Annotated in this window: 24 protein-coding genes; 6 read left to right on the forward strand and 18 right to left on the reverse strand. The window is 71.0% G+C overall.

Translation table 11 applies throughout. From position 1 onward, the window contains the following. Positions 1 to 8: 8 nt before the first annotated feature. From EDD92_RS13390 to EDD92_RS13410, 5 genes are read left to right on the forward strand one after another with little or no spacing between them, the layout of a single operon-like run. Positions 9 to 1,175 carry an ADP-ribosylglycohydrolase family protein gene (locus tag EDD92_RS13390; protein ID WP_123964520.1) on the forward strand — a complete coding sequence of 389 codons (1,167 nt, stop codon included), beginning with the start codon at positions 9 to 11 and terminating at the stop codon, positions 1,173 to 1,175. Then, positions 1,163 to 2,599 carry an ADP-ribosylglycohydrolase family protein gene (locus EDD92_RS13395; protein WP_123964521.1) on the forward strand — a complete coding sequence of 479 codons (1,437 nt, stop codon included), beginning with the start codon at positions 1,163 to 1,165 and terminating at the stop codon, positions 2,597 to 2,599. Before EDD92_RS13390 ends, EDD92_RS13395 begins: the two co-directional genes overlap by 13 nt. Continuing rightward, the gene (gene rbsK, locus EDD92_RS13400) at positions 2,596 to 3,489 is read left to right on the forward strand and encodes a ribokinase (protein WP_123964522.1); all 894 of its coding nucleotides are present in this window, start codon (positions 2,596 to 2,598) and stop codon (positions 3,487 to 3,489) included. The genes EDD92_RS13395 and rbsK overlap by 4 nt, the downstream gene beginning before the upstream one ends. Continuing rightward, on the forward strand, positions 3,486 to 4,676 hold the full coding sequence (locus EDD92_RS13405; RefSeq protein ID WP_123964523.1) for a CaiB/BaiF CoA-transferase family protein: 1,191 nt from the start codon (positions 3,486 to 3,488) through the stop codon (positions 4,674 to 4,676). The genes rbsK and EDD92_RS13405 overlap by 4 nt, the downstream gene beginning before the upstream one ends. Beyond that, positions 4,673 to 5,500: a CoA ester lyase gene (locus EDD92_RS13410; protein ID WP_123964524.1), complete on the forward strand. Its 828-nt coding sequence runs from the start codon at positions 4,673 to 4,675 to the stop codon at positions 5,498 to 5,500. The genes EDD92_RS13405 and EDD92_RS13410 overlap by 4 nt, the downstream gene beginning before the upstream one ends. A 58-nt stretch (positions 5,501 to 5,558) precedes the next feature. On the opposite strand, the gene lgt is transcribed toward EDD92_RS13410, so the two are convergent. From lgt to hisI, 11 genes are all read right to left on the reverse strand, one after another. Beyond that, entirely contained in the window at positions 5,559 to 6,572 is a 1,014-nt protein-coding gene (gene lgt, locus EDD92_RS13415; protein WP_123964525.1) for a prolipoprotein diacylglyceryl transferase, read from the reverse strand. Positions 6,573 to 6,654: 82 nt separating this feature from the next. Beyond that, positions 6,655 to 7,428 carry a thioredoxin domain-containing protein gene (locus tag EDD92_RS13420; protein ID WP_123964526.1) on the reverse strand — a complete coding sequence of 258 codons (774 nt, stop codon included), beginning with the start codon at positions 7,426 to 7,428 and terminating at the stop codon, positions 6,655 to 6,657. A gap of 108 nt (positions 7,429 to 7,536) precedes the next feature. Continuing rightward, positions 7,537 to 8,358 carry a tryptophan synthase subunit alpha gene (trpA, locus tag EDD92_RS13425; protein WP_123970376.1) on the reverse strand — a complete coding sequence of 274 codons (822 nt, stop codon included), beginning with the start codon at positions 8,356 to 8,358 and terminating at the stop codon, positions 7,537 to 7,539. Between the two features lie 11 nt (positions 8,359 to 8,369). Further along, complete coding sequence (gene trpB, locus EDD92_RS13430) at positions 8,370 to 9,653, reverse strand: tryptophan synthase subunit beta (protein ID WP_123964527.1); 1,284 nt, start codon at positions 9,651 to 9,653, stop codon at positions 8,370 to 8,372. 79 nt (positions 9,654 to 9,732) lie between these two features. Continuing rightward, positions 9,733 to 9,957, reverse strand: coding sequence for a tryptophan biosynthesis modulator TrpM (trpM, locus tag EDD92_RS13435; protein ID WP_123964528.1), 225 nt, complete (start codon positions 9,955 to 9,957; stop codon positions 9,733 to 9,735). Between the two features lie 21 nt (positions 9,958 to 9,978). Further along, a complete protein-coding gene (gene trpC / locus EDD92_RS13440; protein WP_123964529.1) occupies positions 9,979 to 10,788 on the reverse strand; it encodes an indole-3-glycerol phosphate synthase TrpC in 810 nt (269 codons plus the stop codon). Positions 10,789 to 10,943: 155 nt separating this feature from the next. Then, a complete protein-coding gene (locus EDD92_RS13445; protein WP_123964530.1) occupies positions 10,944 to 11,393 on the reverse strand; it encodes a DUF2752 domain-containing protein in 450 nt (149 codons plus the stop codon). Positions 11,394 to 11,473: 80 nt separating this feature from the next. Then, entirely contained in the window at positions 11,474 to 11,731 is a 258-nt protein-coding gene (locus tag EDD92_RS13450) for an HGxxPAAW family protein (RefSeq protein WP_123964531.1), read from the reverse strand. Positions 11,732 to 11,850: 119 nt separating this feature from the next. Next, positions 11,851 to 12,492: a TIGR02234 family membrane protein gene (locus tag EDD92_RS13455; RefSeq protein ID WP_123964532.1), complete on the reverse strand. Its 642-nt coding sequence runs from the start codon at positions 12,490 to 12,492 to the stop codon at positions 11,851 to 11,853. Between the two features lie 72 nt (positions 12,493 to 12,564). Then, positions 12,565 to 14,043 (reverse strand): anthranilate synthase component I, encoded by a 1,479-nt coding sequence (locus EDD92_RS13460; RefSeq protein WP_123964533.1) that lies wholly within the window; start codon positions 14,041 to 14,043, stop codon positions 12,565 to 12,567. 11 nt (positions 14,044 to 14,054) lie between these two features. After that, positions 14,055 to 14,456, reverse strand: a complete 402-nt coding sequence (hisI, locus tag EDD92_RS13465; protein ID WP_123964534.1) for a phosphoribosyl-AMP cyclohydrolase — start codon at positions 14,454 to 14,456, stop codon at positions 14,055 to 14,057. Positions 14,457 to 14,540: 84 nt separating this feature from the next. Between hisI and EDD92_RS13470 the strand changes: the two genes are divergently transcribed. Beyond that, the gene (locus EDD92_RS13470) at positions 14,541 to 15,176 is read left to right on the forward strand and encodes a TIGR03085 family metal-binding protein (protein WP_123964535.1); all 636 of its coding nucleotides are present in this window, start codon (positions 14,541 to 14,543) and stop codon (positions 15,174 to 15,176) included. Positions 15,177 to 15,185: 9 nt separating this feature from the next. On the opposite strand, the gene EDD92_RS13475 is transcribed toward EDD92_RS13470, so the two are convergent. From EDD92_RS13475 to EDD92_RS49810, 7 genes are all read right to left on the reverse strand, one after another. Continuing rightward, complete coding sequence (locus tag EDD92_RS13475; RefSeq protein WP_123964536.1) at positions 15,186 to 16,436, reverse strand: MFS transporter; 1,251 nt, start codon at positions 16,434 to 16,436, stop codon at positions 15,186 to 15,188. 13 nt (positions 16,437 to 16,449) lie between these two features. Continuing rightward, positions 16,450 to 17,040, reverse strand: coding sequence for a transcriptional regulator (locus EDD92_RS13480; RefSeq protein ID WP_123964537.1), 591 nt, complete (start codon positions 17,038 to 17,040; stop codon positions 16,450 to 16,452). 115 nt (positions 17,041 to 17,155) lie between these two features. After that, on the reverse strand, positions 17,156 to 17,911 hold the full coding sequence (hisF, locus tag EDD92_RS13485; RefSeq protein ID WP_123964538.1) for an imidazole glycerol phosphate synthase subunit HisF: 756 nt from the start codon (positions 17,909 to 17,911) through the stop codon (positions 17,156 to 17,158). A 26-nt stretch (positions 17,912 to 17,937) separates the two neighbouring features. Beyond that, the gene (locus EDD92_RS13490; RefSeq protein ID WP_123964539.1) at positions 17,938 to 18,330 is read right to left on the reverse strand and encodes a RidA family protein; all 393 of its coding nucleotides are present in this window, start codon (positions 18,328 to 18,330) and stop codon (positions 17,938 to 17,940) included. Further along, the gene (gene priA / locus EDD92_RS13495) at positions 18,327 to 19,052 is read right to left on the reverse strand and encodes a bifunctional 1-(5-phosphoribosyl)-5-((5-phosphoribosylamino)methylideneamino)imidazole-4-carboxamide isomerase/phosphoribosylanthranilate isomerase PriA (protein ID WP_030932896.1); all 726 of its coding nucleotides are present in this window, start codon (positions 19,050 to 19,052) and stop codon (positions 18,327 to 18,329) included. The genes EDD92_RS13490 and priA overlap by 4 nt, the downstream gene beginning before the upstream one ends. A 3-nt stretch (positions 19,053 to 19,055) precedes the next feature. After that, positions 19,056 to 19,697, reverse strand: a complete 642-nt coding sequence (gene hisH / locus EDD92_RS13500; protein WP_123964540.1) for an imidazole glycerol phosphate synthase subunit HisH — start codon at positions 19,695 to 19,697, stop codon at positions 19,056 to 19,058. Further along, positions 19,694 to 19,858, reverse strand: coding sequence for a hypothetical protein (locus EDD92_RS49810; RefSeq protein WP_030932891.1), 165 nt, complete (start codon positions 19,856 to 19,858; stop codon positions 19,694 to 19,696). Before EDD92_RS49810 ends, hisH begins: the two co-directional genes overlap by 4 nt. Positions 19,859 to 19,862: the final 4 nt, after the last annotated feature.

Below are 19,862 nucleotides of genomic sequence, written 5' to 3' on the forward strand. Positions count from 1 at the left end.
TTCGGGCCATGAGGCCCAAAAACCCCAAAACCAGCCTCGAGGACCGGATCACCGGGGCCCTCGTGGGCGCGGCGGTGGGCGACGCCCTCGGCGGCCCCGTCGAGGGCTACTCCCCCGACCAGATCCTCGAACGCCACAGCGGCCGCGTCCACGGCATCGTCGGCCCCTGGAACGGCGAGGCCTGGCGCACGGCCCGGCCCATCGCGCCGTACCACAAGGGCGACGGCCACGTCACCGACGACACCTTGATGACGCACGCCCTGATCCGGGTCTACGCCCAGGTCCGCGACCACCTCGACGCCTACGCGATCGCGGACCACCTGGTCCCCGACCTGATGACGACCCCACGCTGGATCCCGGAGCTGGAGCAGGAAGCCCTCCCCCTGCACCGCATCTTCCTCGCGGAGAAATGGCTGGTGGCCCGCCTCCACTACGGCCATGCCGACCCCCGCGAGGCCGGCGTCGGCAACATCGTCAACTGCGGTGCGGCGATGTACATGGCCCCGGTGGGCCTGGTGAACGCGGCCAACCCCACGGCCGCCTACACCGAGGCGATCGACATCGCGGGCGCCCACCAGTCGTCGTACGGCCGCGAGGCGGCAGGCGTCTTCGCGGCGGCGGTGGCCGCGGCGACCACCCCCGGGGCAACCCCGGAGTCGATCGTCACCACGGCCCTCTCCCTCGCGAAGGACGGCACCCGTACGGCGATCGAGAAGGTCTGCGAAGCGGCGTCCCACCACACGGACTTCGAATCGGCCCTGATTCCGCTACGGGAAGCAGTCGCCCCCTACGACACGGTGGGCCCGGACTACCGCGCCCCGTCTCTCGGGGCCCGCCGCCCGTCCCGTCTCCATTCGATCGAGGAACTCCCCGTCGCCCTGGGCATGTTGCTGGTGTCCCGCGGCGACTACCGCCACGCGGTCCTGGGCGCGGTGAACTACGGCCGCGACTGCGACTCCATCGCGACGATGACCGGCGCGCTCGCCGGGGCCCTGGGTTCCCCGGTCCCGGAGGACTGGTCGAAGCAGGTGGCGGAGGCAAGCCGTCTGGACCTGTGGCAACCGGCGACGACCCTCACCGCCGTAACCCGCGAGATCTTCGAACGGGACGTACACCGCCGCAGGACCCACGAGTCGGCCTTCATGAACATCGGAGGCCCACGTTGCTCCGACTGACCTGGGTCCAGCCGGAGGACCTGATCGGCCACGAACTGCGCCAGGCGGCCCTGGACGGCCGCGAACCGTCGGCGATCGCGGCGAGGTGGAGGGCGGCGGGCGGTACAGAGGCCCCTCTGCGGGCGGGCGCATCACCACAACCGGCGTCGCGTTACCTACGGCTGCTGGCAAAGGACCTGCTGGACGAACTGGCAGACCTGCCAAGCAAGTTGCAGGACGCCGAACCCACGGACCTGGCAAGGATCAAATCCCTGTGCCCAGCCTGGCCCAGCCTGCGGGCAGTCGTGCCGCTTGGGGCGGCACCCGACCCAAAGAGAGGCGGCACCCCGCAAGCGCGGGCCAGCGATCCCGCCCCCACAGCCACCCCCACGCACCTGCACCTGGAAGCCGCCTGGCTAGGCAGAGCCGTCGGCTGCCTCCTCGGCAAACCCGTAGAAAAACTCCCCCTCGAAGCCATCCGCCAACTGGCCAAATCCACCGGCAACTGGCCCCTGAACACCTACTTCACGGCCAGGGGCGTCCCCACAGAACTCCTCACCACACACCCCTGGAACCGCCGCTCGGCACCAACCTCCCTCGCCGAGAACATCGACGGCATGCCCGAGGACGACGACCTCAACTACCCCCTCCTCAACCTCCTCCTGCTCAGGCGCCACGGCAAACACTTCACCCCCACCGACGTAGCCGAGCTCTGGCTCACAGAACTCCCGGCCGGCCGCACCTTCACCGCCGAACGCATCGCCTACCGCAACCTCCTCCTCGGCCTGGAGCCACCCCACACGGCCCGCCACCGCAACCCCTTCCGCGAATGGATCGGCGCCCTCATCCGAGCCGACGTGCACGGCTGGACCAACCCCGGCAACCCGGCCGCCGCAGCGGAACAGGCCCACCGCGACGCCACCCTCACCCACACCGCCAACGGCGTCTACGCGGCGATGTTCACGGCGGCCACCATCGCGCAGGCAGCCGCCGCCACCCACGACATCCACGCCTGCCTCCGCACCGGCCTCACGGTCATCCCGCCCCGCTCCCGCCTGGCCCAGGCCGTCGGCCACGCCATCCAACTCGCCGAGAAACACACCGACTTCGACACCGTCGTGGACGAGCTCCACGCCACCCACGCCGCCACCCACCACTGGGTCCACGCCATCCCCAACACGGCCCTCATCGCCGCCGCCCTCACCCACGCGAACGGCGACTTCACCGGCTCCATCTGCCGTGCCGTGTCGGGCGGTTGGGACACCGACTCCAACGGCGCCACAGCAGGCAGCATCGCCGCCCTCCTCACCGGCACCCCCCTTGCCCTCCCCGACCGCTGGACCACCCCCCTCAAGAACCGACTGGCCACCTCCGTCGGCGACTTCAACGGCATCGGCTTCGACACCCTGGCCCACCTCACCCACCGGGAGGCATCCCGCCCATGACCCACATCGTCGTACTGGGCAGCACGAACATGGACCTCGTCACCTACGTCGAGAAGGCCCCGCAGCGCGGAGAGACCGTGACGGGACGGGAGTTCCGTACGATCCCCGGCGGCAAGGGCGCCAACCAGGCGATCGCGGCGGCCCGCGCGGGCGCCACCGTCTCGATGATCGGCGCGGTCGGAAACGACGTCTTCGGCACCCGCCTCCGCTCCACCCTCGAGCACTCGGGCGTCGACACCGACCTCCTCCGCACCGTCGAGGGTCCCTCAGGCACCGCCCACATCGTCGTCGACGACAAAGGCGGCAACTCGATCGTCGTGATCCCCGGCGCCAACGGCACCGTCGACCACCTCGTCCCCGGCGACGACGGCCTCATCGCCTCCGCCGACGCCCTCCTCCTCCAACTGGAGATCCCCCTGGCCGCAGTGCTGGCTGGTGCGCGAGCCGCCCGCGCCCACGGCATCCGTACGATCCTCACCCCGGCCCCCGCCCAGCCGCTCCCGCCCGAACTCCTCGCCGCCACCGACCTGTTGGTCCCCAACGAACACGAGGCGACCACCCTCACCGGCCGCACCGACCCGGCCGACGCGGCCACGGCCCTGCTCGACCAGGTGCCGGAAGTGGTCGTCACCCTCGGCTCGGCGGGCAGTCTGTACGTGGCCCGCGGCGCCGACCCGCTCGTCGTGCCCGCGCCGCAGGTCACCGCCGTGGACTCGACAGGCGCGGGCGACACGTTCGTCGGCGCCCTCGCCGTGGCGCTCACCGAAGGGCGGCGGATGCGGTCCGCGCTGGCCTGGGCGGGAGCGGCCGCGGCACTCTCCGTCCAGCGGCCGGGCGCGTCGGCGTCGATGCCCTGCCGCCCGGAGATCGAAGCGCAGTTCGCGTCATGAACGAAGCCCCGCTCACCGGCCTGCGCGTCCTCGACCTCGCCACCCTCTTCGCCGGCCCGCTCGCCGCCACGATGCTCGGCGACTTCGGCGCGGAGGTCATCAAGGTGGAGCACCCCACGAAGCCGGACCCCTCCCGCGGCCACGGCCCCTCCAAGGACGGCGTCGGCCTCTGGTGGAAGGTCCTCGGCCGCAACAAACAGACCATCACCCTCGACCTCTCCAAGCCGGGCGGCCGCTCCACCCTTCTCCGCCTGGCCGCCACCGCGGACGTCGTCATCGAGAACTTCCGCCCCGGCACGCTGGAGAAATGGGACCTGGGCTGGGCGGAGCTGTCCGCCGCCAACCCCCGTCTGATCCTCACCAGGGTCACCGCCTTCGGTCAGTTCGGCCCCTATGCGCACCGCCCCGGATTCGGCACTCTCGCCGAGGCCATGAGCGGCTTCGCCGCGATCACCGGCGAACCGGACGCACCCCCGACGCTGCCGCCCTTCGGCCTCGCCGACTCCATCGCCGGCCTGGCCACCGCCTATGCCGTGATGACCGCGCTGTCCGCCCGCGACCGCACCGGCGAGGGCCAGGTCGTCGACATGGCGATCATCGAGCCGATCCTGACCGTCCTGGGTCCCCAGCCGACCTGGTACGACCAGCTGGGATACGTGCAGCAGCGCACCGGCAACCGGTCCGCCAACAACGCCCCGCGCGGCACGTACCTCACCGGCGACGGCACCTGGGTCGCCGTCTCGACCTCCGCCCAGTCGATCGCGGAACGCGTCATGTGCCTGGTGGGCCGCCCGGAGCTGATCGACGAGCCGTGGTTCGCGACGGGCGCCGACCGCGCCCGGCATGCCGACGTCCTGGACGAGGCGGTCGGCAGCTGGATCGCCGCGCGCACCCGCGACGAGGTCCTCGCGGCCTTCGAGAAGGCCGAGGCCGCGGTCGCGCCCATCCAGGACGTACGGGACGTGATGACCGACCCGCAGTACGCGGCCCTGGACACGATCACCACCCTCGACGACCCCGACTTGGGCCCGCTGCGCATGCAGAACGTCCTCTTCCGCCTCTCGGCCACCCCAGGCACGATCCACTGGGCGGGCCGCCCACACGGCGCCGACACACAGACGGTACTGACCAGTCTCGGCCTCACCCCAGCCGAACTGACAACCCTGCACGAGGAGGGCGCCGTATGACCGCGCCCCCGCTCACCTGGCTCTACGCACCGGGCGATCGCCCGCACGTGGTCGCCAAGGCCCTGACCGCCGGCGCCGACGTCGTCGTCATCGACCTGGAGGACGCGGTCGCCCCGGACCGCAAGGAGTACGCCCGCGCGGCCACCGCCGAACTCCTCTCCGCCCCGCAGCCGGTCCCGGTCCACGTCCGCGTGAACCCCCTGGACGGTCCGCTGGCGCCCCGCGACCTGGAGGCGGTGGCCGACCGGCCCGGCCTCTCGGGCCTGCGCCTGCCGAAGGTCACCTCTCCCGAGCAGATCGTCCGCACCGCGGAACGCTCCACACCCGCCGTTCGCGCACCCGCTCTGTACGCCCTCCTGGAATCCGCCCTGGCCGTCGAGCACGCCCACGCCATCGCCTCCGCCCACCCCGCCCTGCGCGGCATCGCCCTCGGCGAAGCGGATCTACGGGCCGACCTGGGGGTACGCGAGGACGCCGGCCTCGACTGGTGCCGCTCCCGGATCGTCGTCGCCGCCCGGGCGGCGGGCCTGCCCCCGTCGCCGCAGTCGGTCCACCCGGACATCCGCGACCTGGAGGGCCTGGCGGCCTCCTGCGCCCACGGCCGCACCCTCGGCTTCCTGGGCCGCGCGGCCATCCACCCCCGCCAGCTCCCCATCATCGAACGGGCCTACCTCCCCACCGAGCGGGAGGTCGAGGAGGCCGAGACGATCGTCAAGGCGGCGATGAACCAGCAGGGCGCCCAGGCCCTGCCGGACGGAAAATTCATCGACGCGGCGGTGGTGGCGGCAGCGCACCGCACGCTGTCACTCGCACGGCGGAACTGAAGACGAGGGCGCCCGGACCTCGTGGCCCGGGCGCCCTCGTCGACGTACTGCCGAACAGTCAGCTCTTCTTGGCCGACTCGGCGCTGTCCTTCGCGCTGTTCTTCGCGCCGTCCACCGCCTCGTTCTCGGCGTCCGCGGGTTCTTCGGATTCCGATGCGGAGCCCTCCGCATCCGGCTTCGCCGCCGAGGAGTCCGCCTCGTCCTTGTCGAGGGACACGGCGTCCTCGCTGTCGGCCTCGGCCGCTTCCTCCGCGGCACCCGGCTCGACCACTTCTTCCCTGCCGGGCCGCTTCTTCGCCGACACCACGATGTAGGTCACCGCGAGCAGGAACACGATCAGCGCGGTCCAGTCGTTGAGCCGCAGGCCCAGGATGTGGTGGGCGTCGTCGACGCGCATGTACTCGATCCACGCCCGGCCCACGCAGTACGCGGCGACATACAGCGCGAACGCCCGCCCGTGTCCCAGCGTGAAGCGGCGGTCCGCCCAGATCACGAGCAGCGCGACGCCGATGCACCACAGGGACTCGTAGAGGAACGTCGGGTGGTAGTACCCGGGCACACGGCCGTCCGCCGAGGACGTGATGTGCAGCGCCCAGGGAAGGTGGGTCTCCTTGCCGTACAGCTCCTGGTTGAACCAGTTGCCCCAGCGGCCGATGGCCTGTGCGAAGGCGATGCCGGGGGCAATGGCGTCGGCGTAGGCGGGCAGCGGGATGCCCCGGCGCCGACAGCCGATCCACGCGCCGACCGCGCCGAGCGCGATCGCGCCCCAGATGCCGAGGCCGCCCTCCCACACCTTGAAGGCGTCCACCCAGTCACGGCCCTTGCTGAAGTACAGCTCGTAGTCCGTGATCACGTGGTAGAGGCGACCGCCGACCAGGCCGAAGGGCACCGCCCAGACAGCGATGTCGGCCACCGTGCCGGCCCGCCCGCCGCGGGCGATCCAGCGCCTGTTGCCGAGCCAGACCGCGACGAAGACGCCGATGATGATGCAGAACGCGTAGCCGCGCAGCGGGATGGGGCCGAGGTACAGCACCCCGCGCGACGGGCTCGGAATGTAGGCAAGTTCTTCCATGGCAGGGTCGACGCTACCGTGCCCGGCCCGGACGACGGCAGGCAGCCCGGCTACGGGTCCATAACAGGCGGGCGTGAAACTCTTACCCCTTGTTGGCCGCCAGCACCATCTGCTTCAGCTTCGCGGGCGTCATCGTCTGGTCCTGGTAGATGTTCTTGCCGTCGAGCAGCACGGTCGGTGTCCCGCTGAAACGGCCGGCCTTGAAGGCGGCGTTCGACTTGTCGACCCAGCTGTCGTGCTTGCCGTCGTCGACGCACTTGCGGAAGGCCGCGGTGCCCAGGCCTCCCACTTTGCCCGCCAGGTCGATCAGCTTGGCGTTGTTCGCGAAGGTGTCGACGGTCTCCTTGGGCTGGTTCTCGTAAAGCACGTCGTGGTAGTCGCGGAACTTCCCGGCGTTCTGCGCACAGGCGGCAGCGTTGCCCGCGCGCAGCGAGCCGGTGCCTCCGAGGTTGCCGTCGATGAGCCGGACCAGGTGGTATTCGATTCTGAGCTTGCCGGAGTCGGTCAGCTCATGGAGCGTCGGGCGGTACACCGTCTCGAAGGACTGGCAGGCCGGACAGCGGAAGTCCTCCCAGATCGTGAGCGTCGGCTTGGCGCCGTCCTTGCCCACGGCAATCGCGAGGCCGTCCTTGCCCTGCGCCCCGGAAGGCGCCACGACCGGGCCCGAGCTCTTGTCCTTGTCCTTGCCCGCATTGGCGGCGACCACCCCGATCACCGCCGCGAGGCCCAGGACGCAGACGACGCTCGCGCCCACAATCAGCGTCCGCCGTCGCTTCTCCGCAGCCTTCTGCTTCTCACGCTCGACCGCCAGCCGCTCCCGGGCGGTGCGCTTTCCGTCACGGTTCTTCTCGCTCACACCCCCAGAACGAAGCCGGGGAGGCGCAATGCGCCTCCCCGGCCCCAGATCCACCCGTTCGGAGGACCCACCTGAAATGAGCGGACCTGCATGCAATGAACTGCTCGGTTACGCCTGTCCGCGCACGCCCTTGGCGAGCTCGCCGGCGAGTGAGCGGACGGCCTCGACGCCTGCCGCGTCGTCCGGCGCGTCCAGCATCCGCTTGACGAAGGCCGAGCCGACGATCACGCCGTCGGCGAAGCCGGCCACCTCGGCGGCCTGCTGGGCGTTGGAAACCCCGAGCCCGACGCAGACGGGCAGGTCGGAGCCGGTGGCGCGGGTGCGCTCCACCAGGTCCTGGGCCTGCGCGCCCACCGACTCCCGGGTGCCGGTGACGCCCATCAGCGAGGCGGCGTACACGAACCCGCTGCCCGCCGCGGTGATCTGCGCGAGCCGCGCGTCCTTGCTGCTGGGCGCGACCACGAAGACCGTGGCGAGCCCGTGCTTCTCGGCGTGCTCCCTCCACAGGGCCGACTCCTGCACCGGCAGGTCGGGCAGGATGCAGCCCGCGCCACCGGCCTCGGCGAGCTCGGCGGTGAAGCGCTCGACGCCGTAGCGGTCGATCGGGTTCCAGTACGTCATCACGAGCACCGGCTTCCCGGTGGCCGTGTGCGCCTCACGGACCGTACGCATGACGTCGGCGATCTTGACTCCGCCGCGCAGGGCGATGTCGTCCGCGGTCTGGATGACGGGGCCGTCGAGGACGGGGTCGCTGTGTGGCAGCCCGACCTCGACGACGTCCGCACCGCCGTCGAAGACGGCCTTGATCGCCTCGATGCCGCCGTCCACGGTCGGGAACCCGGCCGGGAGGTAGGCGATGAGCGCGGAACGGCCCTCGGCCTTGGCGGCGGCGAGGGTGTCCGTCAACAGCTGGCCCTTTTTACTGTTCAATACAGCGCCGCTCACTTGGCGTCCCCCTCGATCTCCGCGATGTCGGCTTCGTTGGCCGCGACCTCGGCGTCGGTGTCGTACAGGCCGAAGTAACGGGCTGCCGTGTCCATGTCCTTGTCGCCGCGGCCGGACAGGTTGACGACGATCAGGCCGTCCTTGCCCAGCTCCTTGCCGACCTCCAGGGCGCCGGCCAGCGCGTGCGCGCTCTCGATGGCCGGGATGATCCCCTCGGTGCGCGAGAGCAGACGCAGGGCCTGCATCGCCGCGTCGTCGGTGACCGCGCGGTACTCACCGCGGCCGGAGTCCTTCAGGTAGGAGTGCTCGGGCCCGATGCCCGGGTAGTCCAGACCGGCCGAGATCGAGTACGGCTCGGTGATCTGGCCCTCCTCGTCCTGCAGGACGTAGGAGCGGGAGCCGTGCAGGATGCCGGGCTCGCCCGCGGTCAGCGTGGCTGCGTGCTCGCCCGTCTCGACGCCGTGGCCCGCGGGCTCGCAGCCGATGAGGCGGACGCTCGCGTCCGGGATGAAGGCGTGGAAGAGACCGATGGCGTTGGAGCCGCCGCCGACGCAGGCGACGGCGGCGTCGGGCAGGCGTCCGGCCTGCTCCAGAAGCTGCCGGCGGGCCTCGACGCCGATCACGCGGTGGAAGTCGCGGACCATGGCCGGGAAGGGGTGCGGGCCGGCCACAGTACCGAAGAGGTAGTGGGTGTGGTCGACGTTGGCCACCCAGTCGCGGAAGGCCTCGTTGATGGCGTCCTTGAGCGTACGGCTGCCGGACTTCACCGCGACGACCTCGGCACCGAGCATGCGCATCCGGGCCACGTTCAGGGCCTGGCGCTTGGTGTCGATCTCACCCATGTAGATCGTGCACTCGAGGCCGAACAGTGCGCAGGCCGTCGCCGTCGCGACGCCGTGCTGGCCGGCGCCGGTCTCGGCGATGACGCGGGTCTTGCCCATGCGCTTGGTGAGCAGGGCCTGGCCGAGCACGTTGTTGATCTTGTGGGATCCGGTGTGGTTGAGGTCTTCCCGCTTCAGGAAGATCCTCGCGCCGCCGGCGTGCTCGGCGAACCGGGGCACCTCGGTGAGGGAGCTGGGGCGGCCGGTGTAGTGGACCAGCAGGTCGTCGAGTTCGCGGGCGAACTCGGGGTCGTGCTTGGCCTTGTCGTACTCGACGGCCACCTCGTCGACGGCGGCGACGAGGGCCTCCGGGATGAACTTGCCGCCGAATGCGCCGAAGTAGCCTTCGGCACTTGGGATTTGACCCTCCGGGTCGGGGATGAAGAACTCGCTGGGCATGCGGAAACCTCACGGTGAGTGCGTGAATGAAGACACTAATCGCCGTGGGGGCAGGGATTTGCCGGTCGACTTCAGGCCGTCAGTGGCTGGTCGCGCCCGCGCGGCGGTAGCCGCAAATCAAATAGAGCCCCGCGCCCCTGACAAGCCGCTGCCATCGCCGACCGTTGACCTGTCCCGGTTCGTCGCCGATGACATACCTGACCCTGCGGCCGTGCACCCTGCGTGCGGGCGCGCGGCAGCCACGGGGCCGGCAGCCGCGCGCGAGGCGGGAGTGCCGGTCCACGGTGGTCACGGTGAGAGTCATCGGGGTAAGCCTAGCGGGTGATCAGCTGCGGCCGTGCCGCAGTGCCGGGTGTTCGCCCGCCGCGACCAGGTCCGAGACCGCGGACTTCGGGTCCTTGCCCGTCACCAGGGACTCGCCGACCAGGACCGCGTCGGCGCCGGCGTTGGCGTAGGCGATGAGGTCGTGGGGACCGCGGACGCCGGACTCGGCGATCTTGACGATGCCCTCGGGGATCTCGGGGGCGACGCGCTCGAAGGTGCCGCGGTCGACCTCGAGGGTCTTCAGGTTGCGGGCGTTGATGCCGATGACCTTGGCGCCCGCGTCCACCGCGCGCTCGACCTCGTCCTCGTCGTGGACCTCGACGAGCGGAGTGAGGCCGATGGAGACGGCACGCTCGACGAGTGACTCGAGGGCGGGCTGGTCGAGGGCCGCGACGATCAGGAGGACGAGGTCGGCGCCGTACGCGCGGGCCTCCCACAACTGGTACGAGGTGACGATGAAGTCCTTGCGCAGGACCGGGATGTCCACGCGGGCGCGGACCGCCTCCAGGTCGGCCAGCGAGCCGCCGAAGCGGCGCTGCTCGGTCAGGACGGAGATGACGGCGGCGCCGCCCGCCTCGTAGTCCGCGGCGAGGCCGGCCGGGTCGGCGATCGCGGCCAGGGCGCCCTTGGAGGGGCTGGAGCGCTTGACCTCGCAGATGACCTTCACACCGTCGCCGCGCAGGGCGGCCAGGCCGTCCTTGGCCGCGGGAGCCTTCGCCGCGCGCTCCTTGAGCTCGTCGAGGCTGACGCGCGCCTGCCGCTCCGCGAGGTCGGCACGGACTCCGTCGATGATCTCGTCGAGCACACTCACGCGAGCGGCCCCCTTCCAGACGGTTGACTGTTCAAGCTGTTGAGCCAAGCTGACCCGAGGGAAAAACAGATGGTCACTGCGATGGTATCCGCAGGGAGGGGTAGGCCTCACATCCGGTTGACGCCGGTCCCAGTACCTGGACATTCGCCCATTGATCAAGGATGCAGCCAGCCACCGAACGGCAGGTTCCGGACAACCGTGAAGACCAGCGACAACGTCCCGAGCACCCACAGCTGCCGGCTCCCGAGCTCGATGCGCACGCGCCGTCCGCGCACCGCGTGCACCACCCATACGGTCCACAGCACGGCGAAGCCCAGATAGCCCACGACGGCGAGGGCGTTGTCCTGGAGTGCCGCGAGGAAGTCCCCGTGGATGAAGGAGTGCGCGCTGCGCAGGCCGCCGCAGCCGGGGCAGTAGATGCCGGTGAGCCGGTAGAGGGGGCAGACGGGGTAGTGGCCGGGCTGGTACGGGTCGACCGTTCCCACGTACGCGAAGGCACCGGCGACGGCCGCCAGCACCCCGGCGGGGACGGCGAGCCGCGCCAGTGCCGTGGATTCGGTGCCGGACGGTGTCGCGGGCTGGCTCTCGGCGTTCACGTCTCGCATTGTCCCCCCGGGCGGGCGCCACGCACGCCTGAGGGGCGACCCGGTGCCGGATCGCCCCTCAGTCAGCAGTCGTGTGTGAGTCAGCTCTTCGCGCTCACGGCCGCCTGGCTCTGCTCGAGCGCGTCCTGGAACGTCTCGTGCGCGTCCTTCGGCTGGCCCATGCCCATCGCGCTCATGATCCAGCCGACGATGCCGCCGACGACCACGATCGCCATGCCGGCCCAGAAGCCCACGGGCTCGGCCATCACCATGAAGGCACCCGAGACGCAGAAACCGATGAAGGCGATCGTGACACCGGTCCAGGCGGCCGGGGTGTGACCGTGGCTGCTGCCCGCCATGACTTGCTCCTCGTTGCTGTGTACGTGTCTGAGCCGGACGCTCAACGGACATTGTCCCGCACGCGCACGCGTGCGCTGCTCGGGGGTGGCTCCTTGCGCGTGGCGGCGGGAGAGCGGGCTTACGCGCCCGTGGGGTCCTCGCCGCGGTCGAGTGCCTTCCAGAGGTCCTCGGGGCGGTCGGGGTCCACGGTCGGGGCCCTGCGGCGGGGCTTCGGGGCGCCGTCGCGCTCGTAGCGGCCGGACATCGCGGGCCAGTTCCGGCCGTAGCGCAGGGCGAGCAGGCCTGCGACGAGAAGCAGGGCGCCGCCCACGGCCGCGACGTACGGCCAGGCGGTGTGGGAGAGGCCGTCCACGGTGGCCGAGGTGTCGCCGGCGGCCTGCGCGGCCTTCTCGTCGAGCGCGGAGCTGTCGGAGACGCCCAGCAGGGCCGCGGCGATGGTGCCGGCGCCCGAGAGCGCGAGCAGGGCCGAGACCAGCAGGCGGCCCGCCTTGCGGACGGCGAAGACGGCGACGAGCGCGGCGAGGCCCACTATGGCGAGTGCCGCCGGTACGCCCGTGACGTCGCTGCCCTTGGCGGTCAGGGGGAAGGCGCCGCCGGCCACCGTCGCGGTCCCCTCCGACCAGCGCTGACGGGTGGCCAGCAACGCCAGGGCCGCGCCGAGCGCACCGCACAGCAGGGCAAGGGCGAGACTCCGGCGACCGGACCGTGCGGGTCCGTCGGCTTCGGAACGGGGATGAGGAGCAGCAGTCACGTACTCCACTATCGCCCGAACCCCGGGCGAACCGTCACCCGGGTTCACGTGAGAAGCGCCCCACTTGTCGCCGGAAGGGTCCTACTTGCCCAGCCGGTTGGCCGTGTGGACCGCCCGGAGCACGGCCGCCGCCTTGTTGCGGCACTCCTGGTCCTCGGCGACCGGGTCGGAGTCGGCGACGATGCCGGCGCCCGCCTGGACGTATGCCGTGCCGCCCCGCAGCAGGGCCGTGCGGATGGCGATGGCGGTGTCGGAGTCTCCCGCGAAGTCGAGGTAGCCGACGCAGCCGCCGTACAAGCCGCGCCGGGACGGCTCGAGTTCGTCGATGATCTGCATCGCCCGGGGCTTGGGGGCACCGGAAAGGGTGCCGGCCGGGAAGCAGGCGGTCAGGACGTCGAAGGCGGTGCGGCCCTCGGCGACCTTGCCGGTGACCGTGGAGACGATGTGCATCACGTGCGAGTACCGCTCGACGGACATGAAGTCGACGACTTCGACGGAGCCCGGCTCGCAGACCCGTCCGAGGTCGTTGCGCCCCAGGTCGACGAGCATGAGGTGCTCCGCGCGCTCCTTCGGGTCGGCGAGCAGCTCGTCGGCGAGGGCCTGGTCCTCCTGCGGCGTGGCCCCGCGGTGCCGCGTCCCGGCGATGGGGTGGACCATCGCGTGCCCGTCCTCGACCTTGACCAGGGCTTCGGGGGAAGAGCCCACGACGTCGAAGCCGTCGAAGCGGAACAGGTACATGTACGGCGAGGGATTGGTCGCCCGCAGCACGCGGTAGACGTCCAACGCGCTTGCTGTGCACGGCGTTTCGAAGCGCTGCGAGGGGACGACCTGGAAGGCCTCCCCGGCCCTGATGCGCTCCTTGATGTCCTCGACGGCCACCTGGAAGTCGGGGCCGCCCCACAGGGCCGTGTACTCGGGCAGCTCGGAGGGCGGGAGCACGGCGGGCGGTTGGGCGACCGCGTGCGAGAGATCGGCCTCCATGGCGTCGAGGCGGGCGACGGCGTCCGCGTAGGCCTCGTCGACGCCCGTGTCGAGGTCGTTGTGGTTGATCGCGTTGGCGATCAGCAGGACCGAGCCCTCCCAGTGGTCCATGACGGCGAGGTCGCTGGTGAGCAGCATGGTGAGCTCGGGCAGCCGGAGGTCGTCCCGCTCCCCCGGGCCGATCTTCTCCAGGCGGCGCACGATGTCGTAGCCGAGATAGCCGACCATGCCGCCGGTGAAGGGGGGCATGCCCTCCTGGTGCGGGGTGTGCAGGGCCTCGATGGTGGCACGCAGGGCGGCGAGCGGGTCCCCGTCCGTGGGGACACCGACGGGCGGGGCGCCGAGCCAGTGGGCCTGCCCGTCACGAGCAGTCAGAGTCGCTGCTGATCGCACGCCGACGAAGGAGTAGCGGGACCAGGAGCGGCCGTTCTCCGCGGACTCCAGCAGGAAGGTGCCGGGGCGCTCGGCGGCGAGCTTGCGGTAGAGCGCGACCGGCGTGTCGCCGTCGGCGAGGAGCTTGCGCGTGACCGGGATGACGCGCCGGTCGGTGGCCAGCTTGCGGAAGGTCTCGAGGTCCATGGCGGCTGACCTTACTGATCCGAGGCCGGTACGCCGGAATCGGCGCCCTCGCCGTCCTTGAGGAGCACGTCGGCGTCGAAGCAGGTGCGCGCGCCGGTGTGGCAGGCGGCGCCGACCTGGTCGACCTTGACCAGCACGGTGTCGGCGTCGCAGTCGAGGGCGACCGACTTCACCCACTGGAAGTGGCCGGAGGTGTCGCCCTTCACCCAGTACTCCTGGCGGCTGCGCGACCAGTACGTGCAGCGGCCGGTGGTGAGGGTGCGGTGCAGCGCCTCGTCGTCCATCCAGCCGAGCATGAGCACCTCACCGGTGTCGTACTGCTGGGCGATGGCGGGGACGAGCCCGTCGGCGCTGCGCTTGAGGCGCGCGGCGATCTCCGGGTGGAGGCTGCTGGGGGACGGCGTGCTGGTCATAGGGGCCATTGTGCCGCGCACCACTGACAGTGACGGGGTGGTGTCCACTGGGCGGACCCTCGGGGCGGACGTAGGCTGGCCTGCATGTCGACTTTCGCCAAGCGTGAACGACTTCTCCTGGCCGACCTGTTGGAGGCCGAGGGCCCGGACGCCCCGACCCTCTGCGAGGGCTGGCGGACCCGTGACCTCGCCGCGCACGTGGTGGTGCGCGAGCGCCGCCCCGATGCCGCCGGCGGCATCCTGATCAAGCAGCTCGCGCCGCGACTGGAGCGGGTGATGGCGGAGTTCACCGCCAAGCCGTACGAGGAGCTGATCCAGCTCATCCGCACCGGCCCACCGCGGTTCTCGCCGTTCCAGCTCAAGCAGGTCGACGAGCTGTCGAACACCGTCGAGTTCTACGTCCACACGGAGGACGTCCGCCGCGCGCAGCCGGACTGGACGCCCCGCGAGCTGGACCAGGTCTTCCAGGACACCCTGTGGTCCCGCCTCGAACGCTCGGCCCGCCTGATGGGCCGCAGCGCCCCGACGGGCCTGGTACTGCGCCGCCCGGACGGCCAGACGGCGGTCGCCCACCGCGGCACCCCCGTGGTGACGGTGACCGGCGAGCCCTCGGAGCTGCTGCTGTTCTCCTACGGCCGGCAGAACGCCGCCAAGGTCGAGCTGGACGGCGACAAGGACGCGGTCGCGAAGCTGCACGAGGCGAAGCAGCTGGGGATCTAGGGACCCGGGTCAGCGGGGCAGTTCGGCGCGGCGCAGGGCGGGGACGCACAGGGCGACGACTCCGCCGAGCCCGCACACGGCCGCGCTGACGACGAAGACCGTACCGGTGCCCCACGCGCCGGCCGTCGCGGCGAACAGCGGCATGGTCAGCGGGGCGATGCCGAGGCTGACCGTTCCGGTGACCGAGGTGACCCGGCCGAGGTGGGCCGGGTCGGCCTGGGTCTGCGACAGGGCATTGCACAGGGCCCCGCTGAGCCCGGCGAGCAGGCCGATGAGCAGAGCCACTCCGACGGCCGCGACGACGTCCGGGACACGGGCCAGGGCGCCGATGGCCATGCTTCCCGCGAGGACTGTGTAGGCGACGACGTGCCCGGCGTGCGGCAGGCGCCCCCGCACCGCCAGCAGCAGCGAGGCGGCCCCCGCGCCGACACCGAACCCGGCGACCACCCAGCCCATGCCCAGGGCGCCCCATCCGCGCTCGTCGGCCAGCAAGGTCACGCCGACGTTGAGCGGGCCGACGAAGCCGAGGTCACCAAGGGCGATGGCCAGCGTCAGCGGGGCGAGGACACGATGGCGGCGGATGTAGTCCAGCCCATCGCGCAGGTCCCGCCAGGCGGTGCGCCGTGTACCGACCGCGTCGTCCGGAGGCAGCTCCCGTATGCGTACGGAGATCAGGAGCGGTATCGACACCGCGATCAGCAGCCCGGCCAGCCCGAACGCGGCGGCCGCACCGCCCATCGCCGCGCCCAGGCCGCCGAGCGGCGCGCCGACGACGTAACCGAAGCGGATCGCGAGCCCGCGCATGCCCTGGACGCGGGTGAGCTGGCCCCGGCTGGTGATGCGCGGTGGCAGGGCGCCCACGGCGGGCATGAACACGGCGTCGACGGTGCCGAAGACCACGGCGAGCACGGCGAGCGGCCACAGACCGAGGCTGGTCACGAACAGCAGGGCGGCCACGGCCAGCACGGCCGCGCAGCGCACCGCGTCGCTGCCGATGACGACCTTCCGCGGCCCGAACCGGTCGGCGATCACTCCCCCGACCAGCATCAGCAGAGTGCGCGGCACAGCGCTCGCCGCCATGACCATGCCTGCTTGCGAGGGCGATCCCGTCTGTACGGCGGCCCAGGACAGGGCGACGTAGTAGACCGTGTCGCCGACCATCGACGAGGTGTAGGCGGCGAGCCAGCGCAGGACGTTGCCGTCGCGGTGGGCGGGCCGTTGAGCGGTGACCGTGTCCGTGCCGTTGAGCGCGGTGGTCATGCGGGAGGTCCTCTCAGAGGCGGAAGGGGAAGCCGTACGTGTGCACCGCGACGTTCTCGCGGCCTTCGGTGTCGCCTGCGGCGTCGGCCGCACGGCCGTGCTCTTCGTAGCGACGGACCAGGGCACCCATCTCCTTGGCCAGCTCAGCCAGTTCGTCCGAGGTGAGCCGCAGCAGCCACTCGGAGTCGTCGGACGCCGTCGTCCACGCGTCGCTCCAGTGGGCGCGTTCGTCGAGATAGCGCCGGTACATGTCGGCGCGTTGCTCGAAGAAGAGCCTGCTGGCCGCGGTGTGGGCGGCGGCCTTCTCGGGGGCGTCCCGGAAGTCCTCGTCGCGGATGCTCAGGCCGTCCGAGGCGGGCTGCCACCACCGCTCGCGCCCGTCCCCGCTCTGCGGCTCGGCCTCCTCGATCAGCCCGTGGTCGGCCAGTTTTCTCAGGTGGTAACTGACCAGCGCAACGGCCTCGTCGACCTGCTCGGCGAGCTGGGACGCCGTCGCCGCCCGCGCAATGATCAGCAGTCGGTACAACTGCGCCCGCAACGGATGCGTGAGGGCCTTGAGCGTGCCCACGTCCTTGATGCGGCGGTCCCTCTTCTTGTCTGGCATGGCCCCCACGTTAGATGAACAAGAAAAGTTGCACAACTTATTTTGCGCAACTTCTCTTTCGCATTTGGGGACGAGAAAGCCCCGGCCGCCCCCAGGGCGACCGGGGCTCGGAGAGCTAACGCACGGGGTGCCCCGCCTCCCGCAGTGCCCGCTTCACTTCGCCGATCCGCAGATCACCGAAGTGGAAGACGGACGCCGCCAGCACCGCATCCGCGCCCGCCCCGATGGCCGGCGGGAAGTCGGCCAGCCTGCCCGCGCCGCCCGAGGCGATCACCGGGACCGTCACGTGCTTGCGGACCGCGGCGATCATCTCCAGGTCGTAGCCGTCCTTCGTGCCGTCCGCGTCCATGGAGTTGAGCAGGATCTCGCCCGCGCCCAGCTCGGCGGCCCGGTGGGCCCACTCGACGGCGTCGATGCCGGTGCCACGACGGCCGCCATGGGTGGTGACCTCGAAGGTGCCCTGGGCAGTACGGCGCGCGTCCACCGACAGGACCAGCACCTGGCGGCCGAAGCGCTCCGCGATCTCACGGATGAGCTCGGGACGGGCGATGGCGGCGGTGTTCACACCGACCTTGTCCGCACCGGCCCGCAGCAGCTTGTCCACGTCCTCGGCCGTGCGCACACCGCCGCCGACCGTCAGCGGAATGAATACCTGCTCGGCCGTACGGCGCACCACGTCGTACGTCGTCTCGCGGTTGCCCGACGACGCGGTGATGTCCAGGAAGGTCAGCTCGTCGGCGCCCTCGGCGTCGTACACCTTGGCCATCTCGACGGGGTCGCCCGCGTCGCGCAGGTTCTGGAAGTTGACGCCCTTGACGACCCGGCCGTTGTCCACGTCCAGGCAGGGGATGACTCGGACCGCCAGGGTCATGAATCCACGGCTCCTCTGTATTGCCTCTAGCCTCGGAAGGCTTCCAGTTCCACTTCGACCAGGATGCGCGGGTCGACGAAGCCCTCCACCACGAGAAGGGTCGAGACCGGGCGCACCGTGTCGAACAGCTCCTTGTGGGCCCGGCCCACGGCGTCGACGTCCCGGGCGTGCGTCAGGTACATGCGCGTCCGGAGCACGGACTCGACGCCGAGCCCGAGCTCACCGATCGCCTCGATCGCGCTGGTGAAGGCCACCTTGGCCTGCTCGTACGGGTCGCCCTCCCCGTACAGCACGCTGCCCTTGAAGGACGTCGTGCCCGCCACCAGCACACGGTCGCCCGCCGCCACGGCGCGTGCGAAACCGAAGGACTCTTCCCAGGGACTTCCGCTCTGCACGCGCCGTACGGCTTCGGATGTCATGACGCCACAGCCTCCAAGGCCTCTTCCAAGGTGAACGCCTTCGCGTACAGGGCCTTCCCGACGATGGAGCCTTCGACACCGAGGGGTACCAGCTCGGCGATGGCGCGGAGGTCGTCCAGGGACGAAACGCCGCCGGACGCCACGACCGGGCGGTCGGTCGCCGCGCAGACGTTCTTCAGCAGCTCCAGGTTGGGGCCCTGGAGAGTGCCGTCCTTGGCGATGTCCGTCACCACGTACCGCGCGCAGCCCTCCTTGTTGAGGCGCTCCAGCGTCTCGTAGAGGTCGCCGCCGTCGCGGGTCCAGCCGCGGCCGCGGAGCGTCGTGCCCCGTACGTCCAGACCCACCGCGATCTTGTCGCCGTGCTCGGCGATCACCTTGGCGACCCACTCCGGGGTCTCCAGGGCGGCCGTGCCGAGGTTCACCCGGGTGCAGCCGGTGGCCAGGGCGGCGGCCAGCGAGGCGTCGTCACGGATGCCTCCGGACAGCTCCACCTTGATGTCCATCGCCTTCGCCACCTCGGCGATCAGCTCACGGTTGTCGCCGGTGCCGAACGCGGCGTCCAGGTCGACCAGGTGCAGCCACTCGGCGCCCGACCGCTGCCAGGCGAGGGCGGCCTCCAGGGGCGAGCCGTACGAGGTCTCCGTGCCGGACTCGCCGTGCACGAGACGGACGGCCTGGCCGTCACGGACGTCGACGGCGGGGAGGAGTTCGAGCTTGGCCATGGTCTAAAGGGTTCCGATCCAGTTGGTGAGCAGCTGCGCTCCGGCGTCGCCGGACTTCTCGGGGTGGAACTGGGTCGCCCACAGGGCGCCGTTCTCGACGGCCGCCACGAAGGGCTTGCCGTGCGTCGACCAGGTCACCTTCGGGGCGAGCATCGCCGGGTTGTGCGTCTCCAGCGACCAGTCGTGGACGGCGTAGGAGTGCACGAAGTAGAAGCGCGCGTCGGCGTCCAGGCCGGCGAACAGCTCGGAGTCGGCGGGCGCCTCGACGGTGTTCCAGCCCATGTGGGGCACGATCTCGGCCTGCAGCGGCTCGACCGAGCCGGGCCACTCGTCGAGGCCCTCGGTCTCCACGCCGTGCTCGATGCCGCGCGCGAAGAGGATCTGCATGCCGACGCAGATGCCCATGACCGGGCGGCCGCCGGACAGCCGACGGTCGACGATCCAGTCGCCCCGCGCCTCCTTCAGACCCTGCATACAGGCGGCGAAGGCGCCGACGCCCGGCACCAGAAGGCCGTCCGCGTTCATGGCCTTGTCGAAGTCACGCGTGATCTCGACGTCCGCGCCCGTGCGCGCGAGGGCGCGCTCGGCGGAACGGACGTTCCCGAAGCCGTAGTCGAAGACCACGACCTTCTTGGAGTTGCTCAATTCCACACCTCCAGCCTCAGGACACCCGCGACCAGACACATCGCGGCGCTGACCGACAGCAGCACTATCAGGCTCTTCGGCATCTGCTGCTTGACGAAGGAGATGATGCCGCCGACCAGGAAGAGGCCGACGACGATCAGGACGGTCGACAGTCCGTTCATGGCT

The sequence above is a fragment of the Streptomyces sp. TLI_185 genome, from assembly GCF_003814765.1.
In the GTDB taxonomy this organism is placed as follows: Bacteria; Actinomycetota; Actinomycetes; order Streptomycetales; family Streptomycetaceae; genus Streptomyces.

Coding starts and splice junctions, on each gene's coding strand:
- EDD92_RS13410 (WP_123964524.1), top strand. CDS start 4,673: ATGACCGCGCCCCCGCTCACCTGGCTCTACGCACCGGGCGATCGCCCG.
- EDD92_RS13450 (WP_123964531.1), bottom strand. CDS start 11,731: ATGGCGGGCAGCAGCCACGGTCACACCCCGGCCGCCTGGACCGGTGTC.
- lgt (WP_123964525.1), bottom strand. CDS start 6,572: ATGGAAGAACTTGCCTACATTCCGAGCCCGTCGCGCGGGGTGCTGTAC.
- EDD92_RS49810 (WP_030932891.1), bottom strand. CDS start 19,858: ATGAACGGACTGTCGACCGTCCTGATCGTCGTCGGCCTCTTCCTGGTC.
- trpB (WP_123964527.1), bottom strand. CDS start 9,653: ATGCCCAGCGAGTTCTTCATCCCCGACCCGGAGGGTCAAATCCCAAGT.
- EDD92_RS13475 (WP_123964536.1), bottom strand. CDS start 16,436: ATGACCACCGCGCTCAACGGCACGGACACGGTCACCGCTCAACGGCCC.
- EDD92_RS13405 (WP_123964523.1), top strand. CDS start 3,486: ATGAACGAAGCCCCGCTCACCGGCCTGCGCGTCCTCGACCTCGCCACC.
- rbsK (WP_123964522.1), top strand. CDS start 2,596: ATGACCCACATCGTCGTACTGGGCAGCACGAACATGGACCTCGTCACC.
- hisI (WP_123964534.1), bottom strand. CDS start 14,456: ATGACCAGCACGCCGTCCCCCAGCAGCCTCCACCCGGAGATCGCCGCG.
- priA (WP_030932896.1), bottom strand. CDS start 19,052: ATGGCCAAGCTCGAACTCCTCCCCGCCGTCGACGTCCGTGACGGCCAG.
- EDD92_RS13490 (WP_123964539.1), bottom strand. CDS start 18,330: ATGACATCCGAAGCCGTACGGCGCGTGCAGAGCGGAAGTCCCTGGGAA.
- EDD92_RS13445 (WP_123964530.1), bottom strand. CDS start 11,393: ATGCGAGACGTGAACGCCGAGAGCCAGCCCGCGACACCGTCCGGCACC.
- EDD92_RS13470 (WP_123964535.1), top strand. CDS start 14,541: ATGTCGACTTTCGCCAAGCGTGAACGACTTCTCCTGGCCGACCTGTTG.
- EDD92_RS13480 (WP_123964537.1), bottom strand. CDS start 17,040: ATGCCAGACAAGAAGAGGGACCGCCGCATCAAGGACGTGGGCACGCTC.
- EDD92_RS13460 (WP_123964533.1), bottom strand. CDS start 14,043: ATGGACCTCGAGACCTTCCGCAAGCTGGCCACCGACCGGCGCGTCATC.
- trpM (WP_123964528.1), bottom strand. CDS start 9,957: ATGACTCTCACCGTGACCACCGTGGACCGGCACTCCCGCCTCGCGCGC.
- EDD92_RS13390 (WP_123964520.1), top strand. CDS start 9: ATGAGGCCCAAAAACCCCAAAACCAGCCTCGAGGACCGGATCACCGGG.
- hisF (WP_123964538.1), bottom strand. CDS start 17,911: ATGACCCTGGCGGTCCGAGTCATCCCCTGCCTGGACGTGGACAACGGC.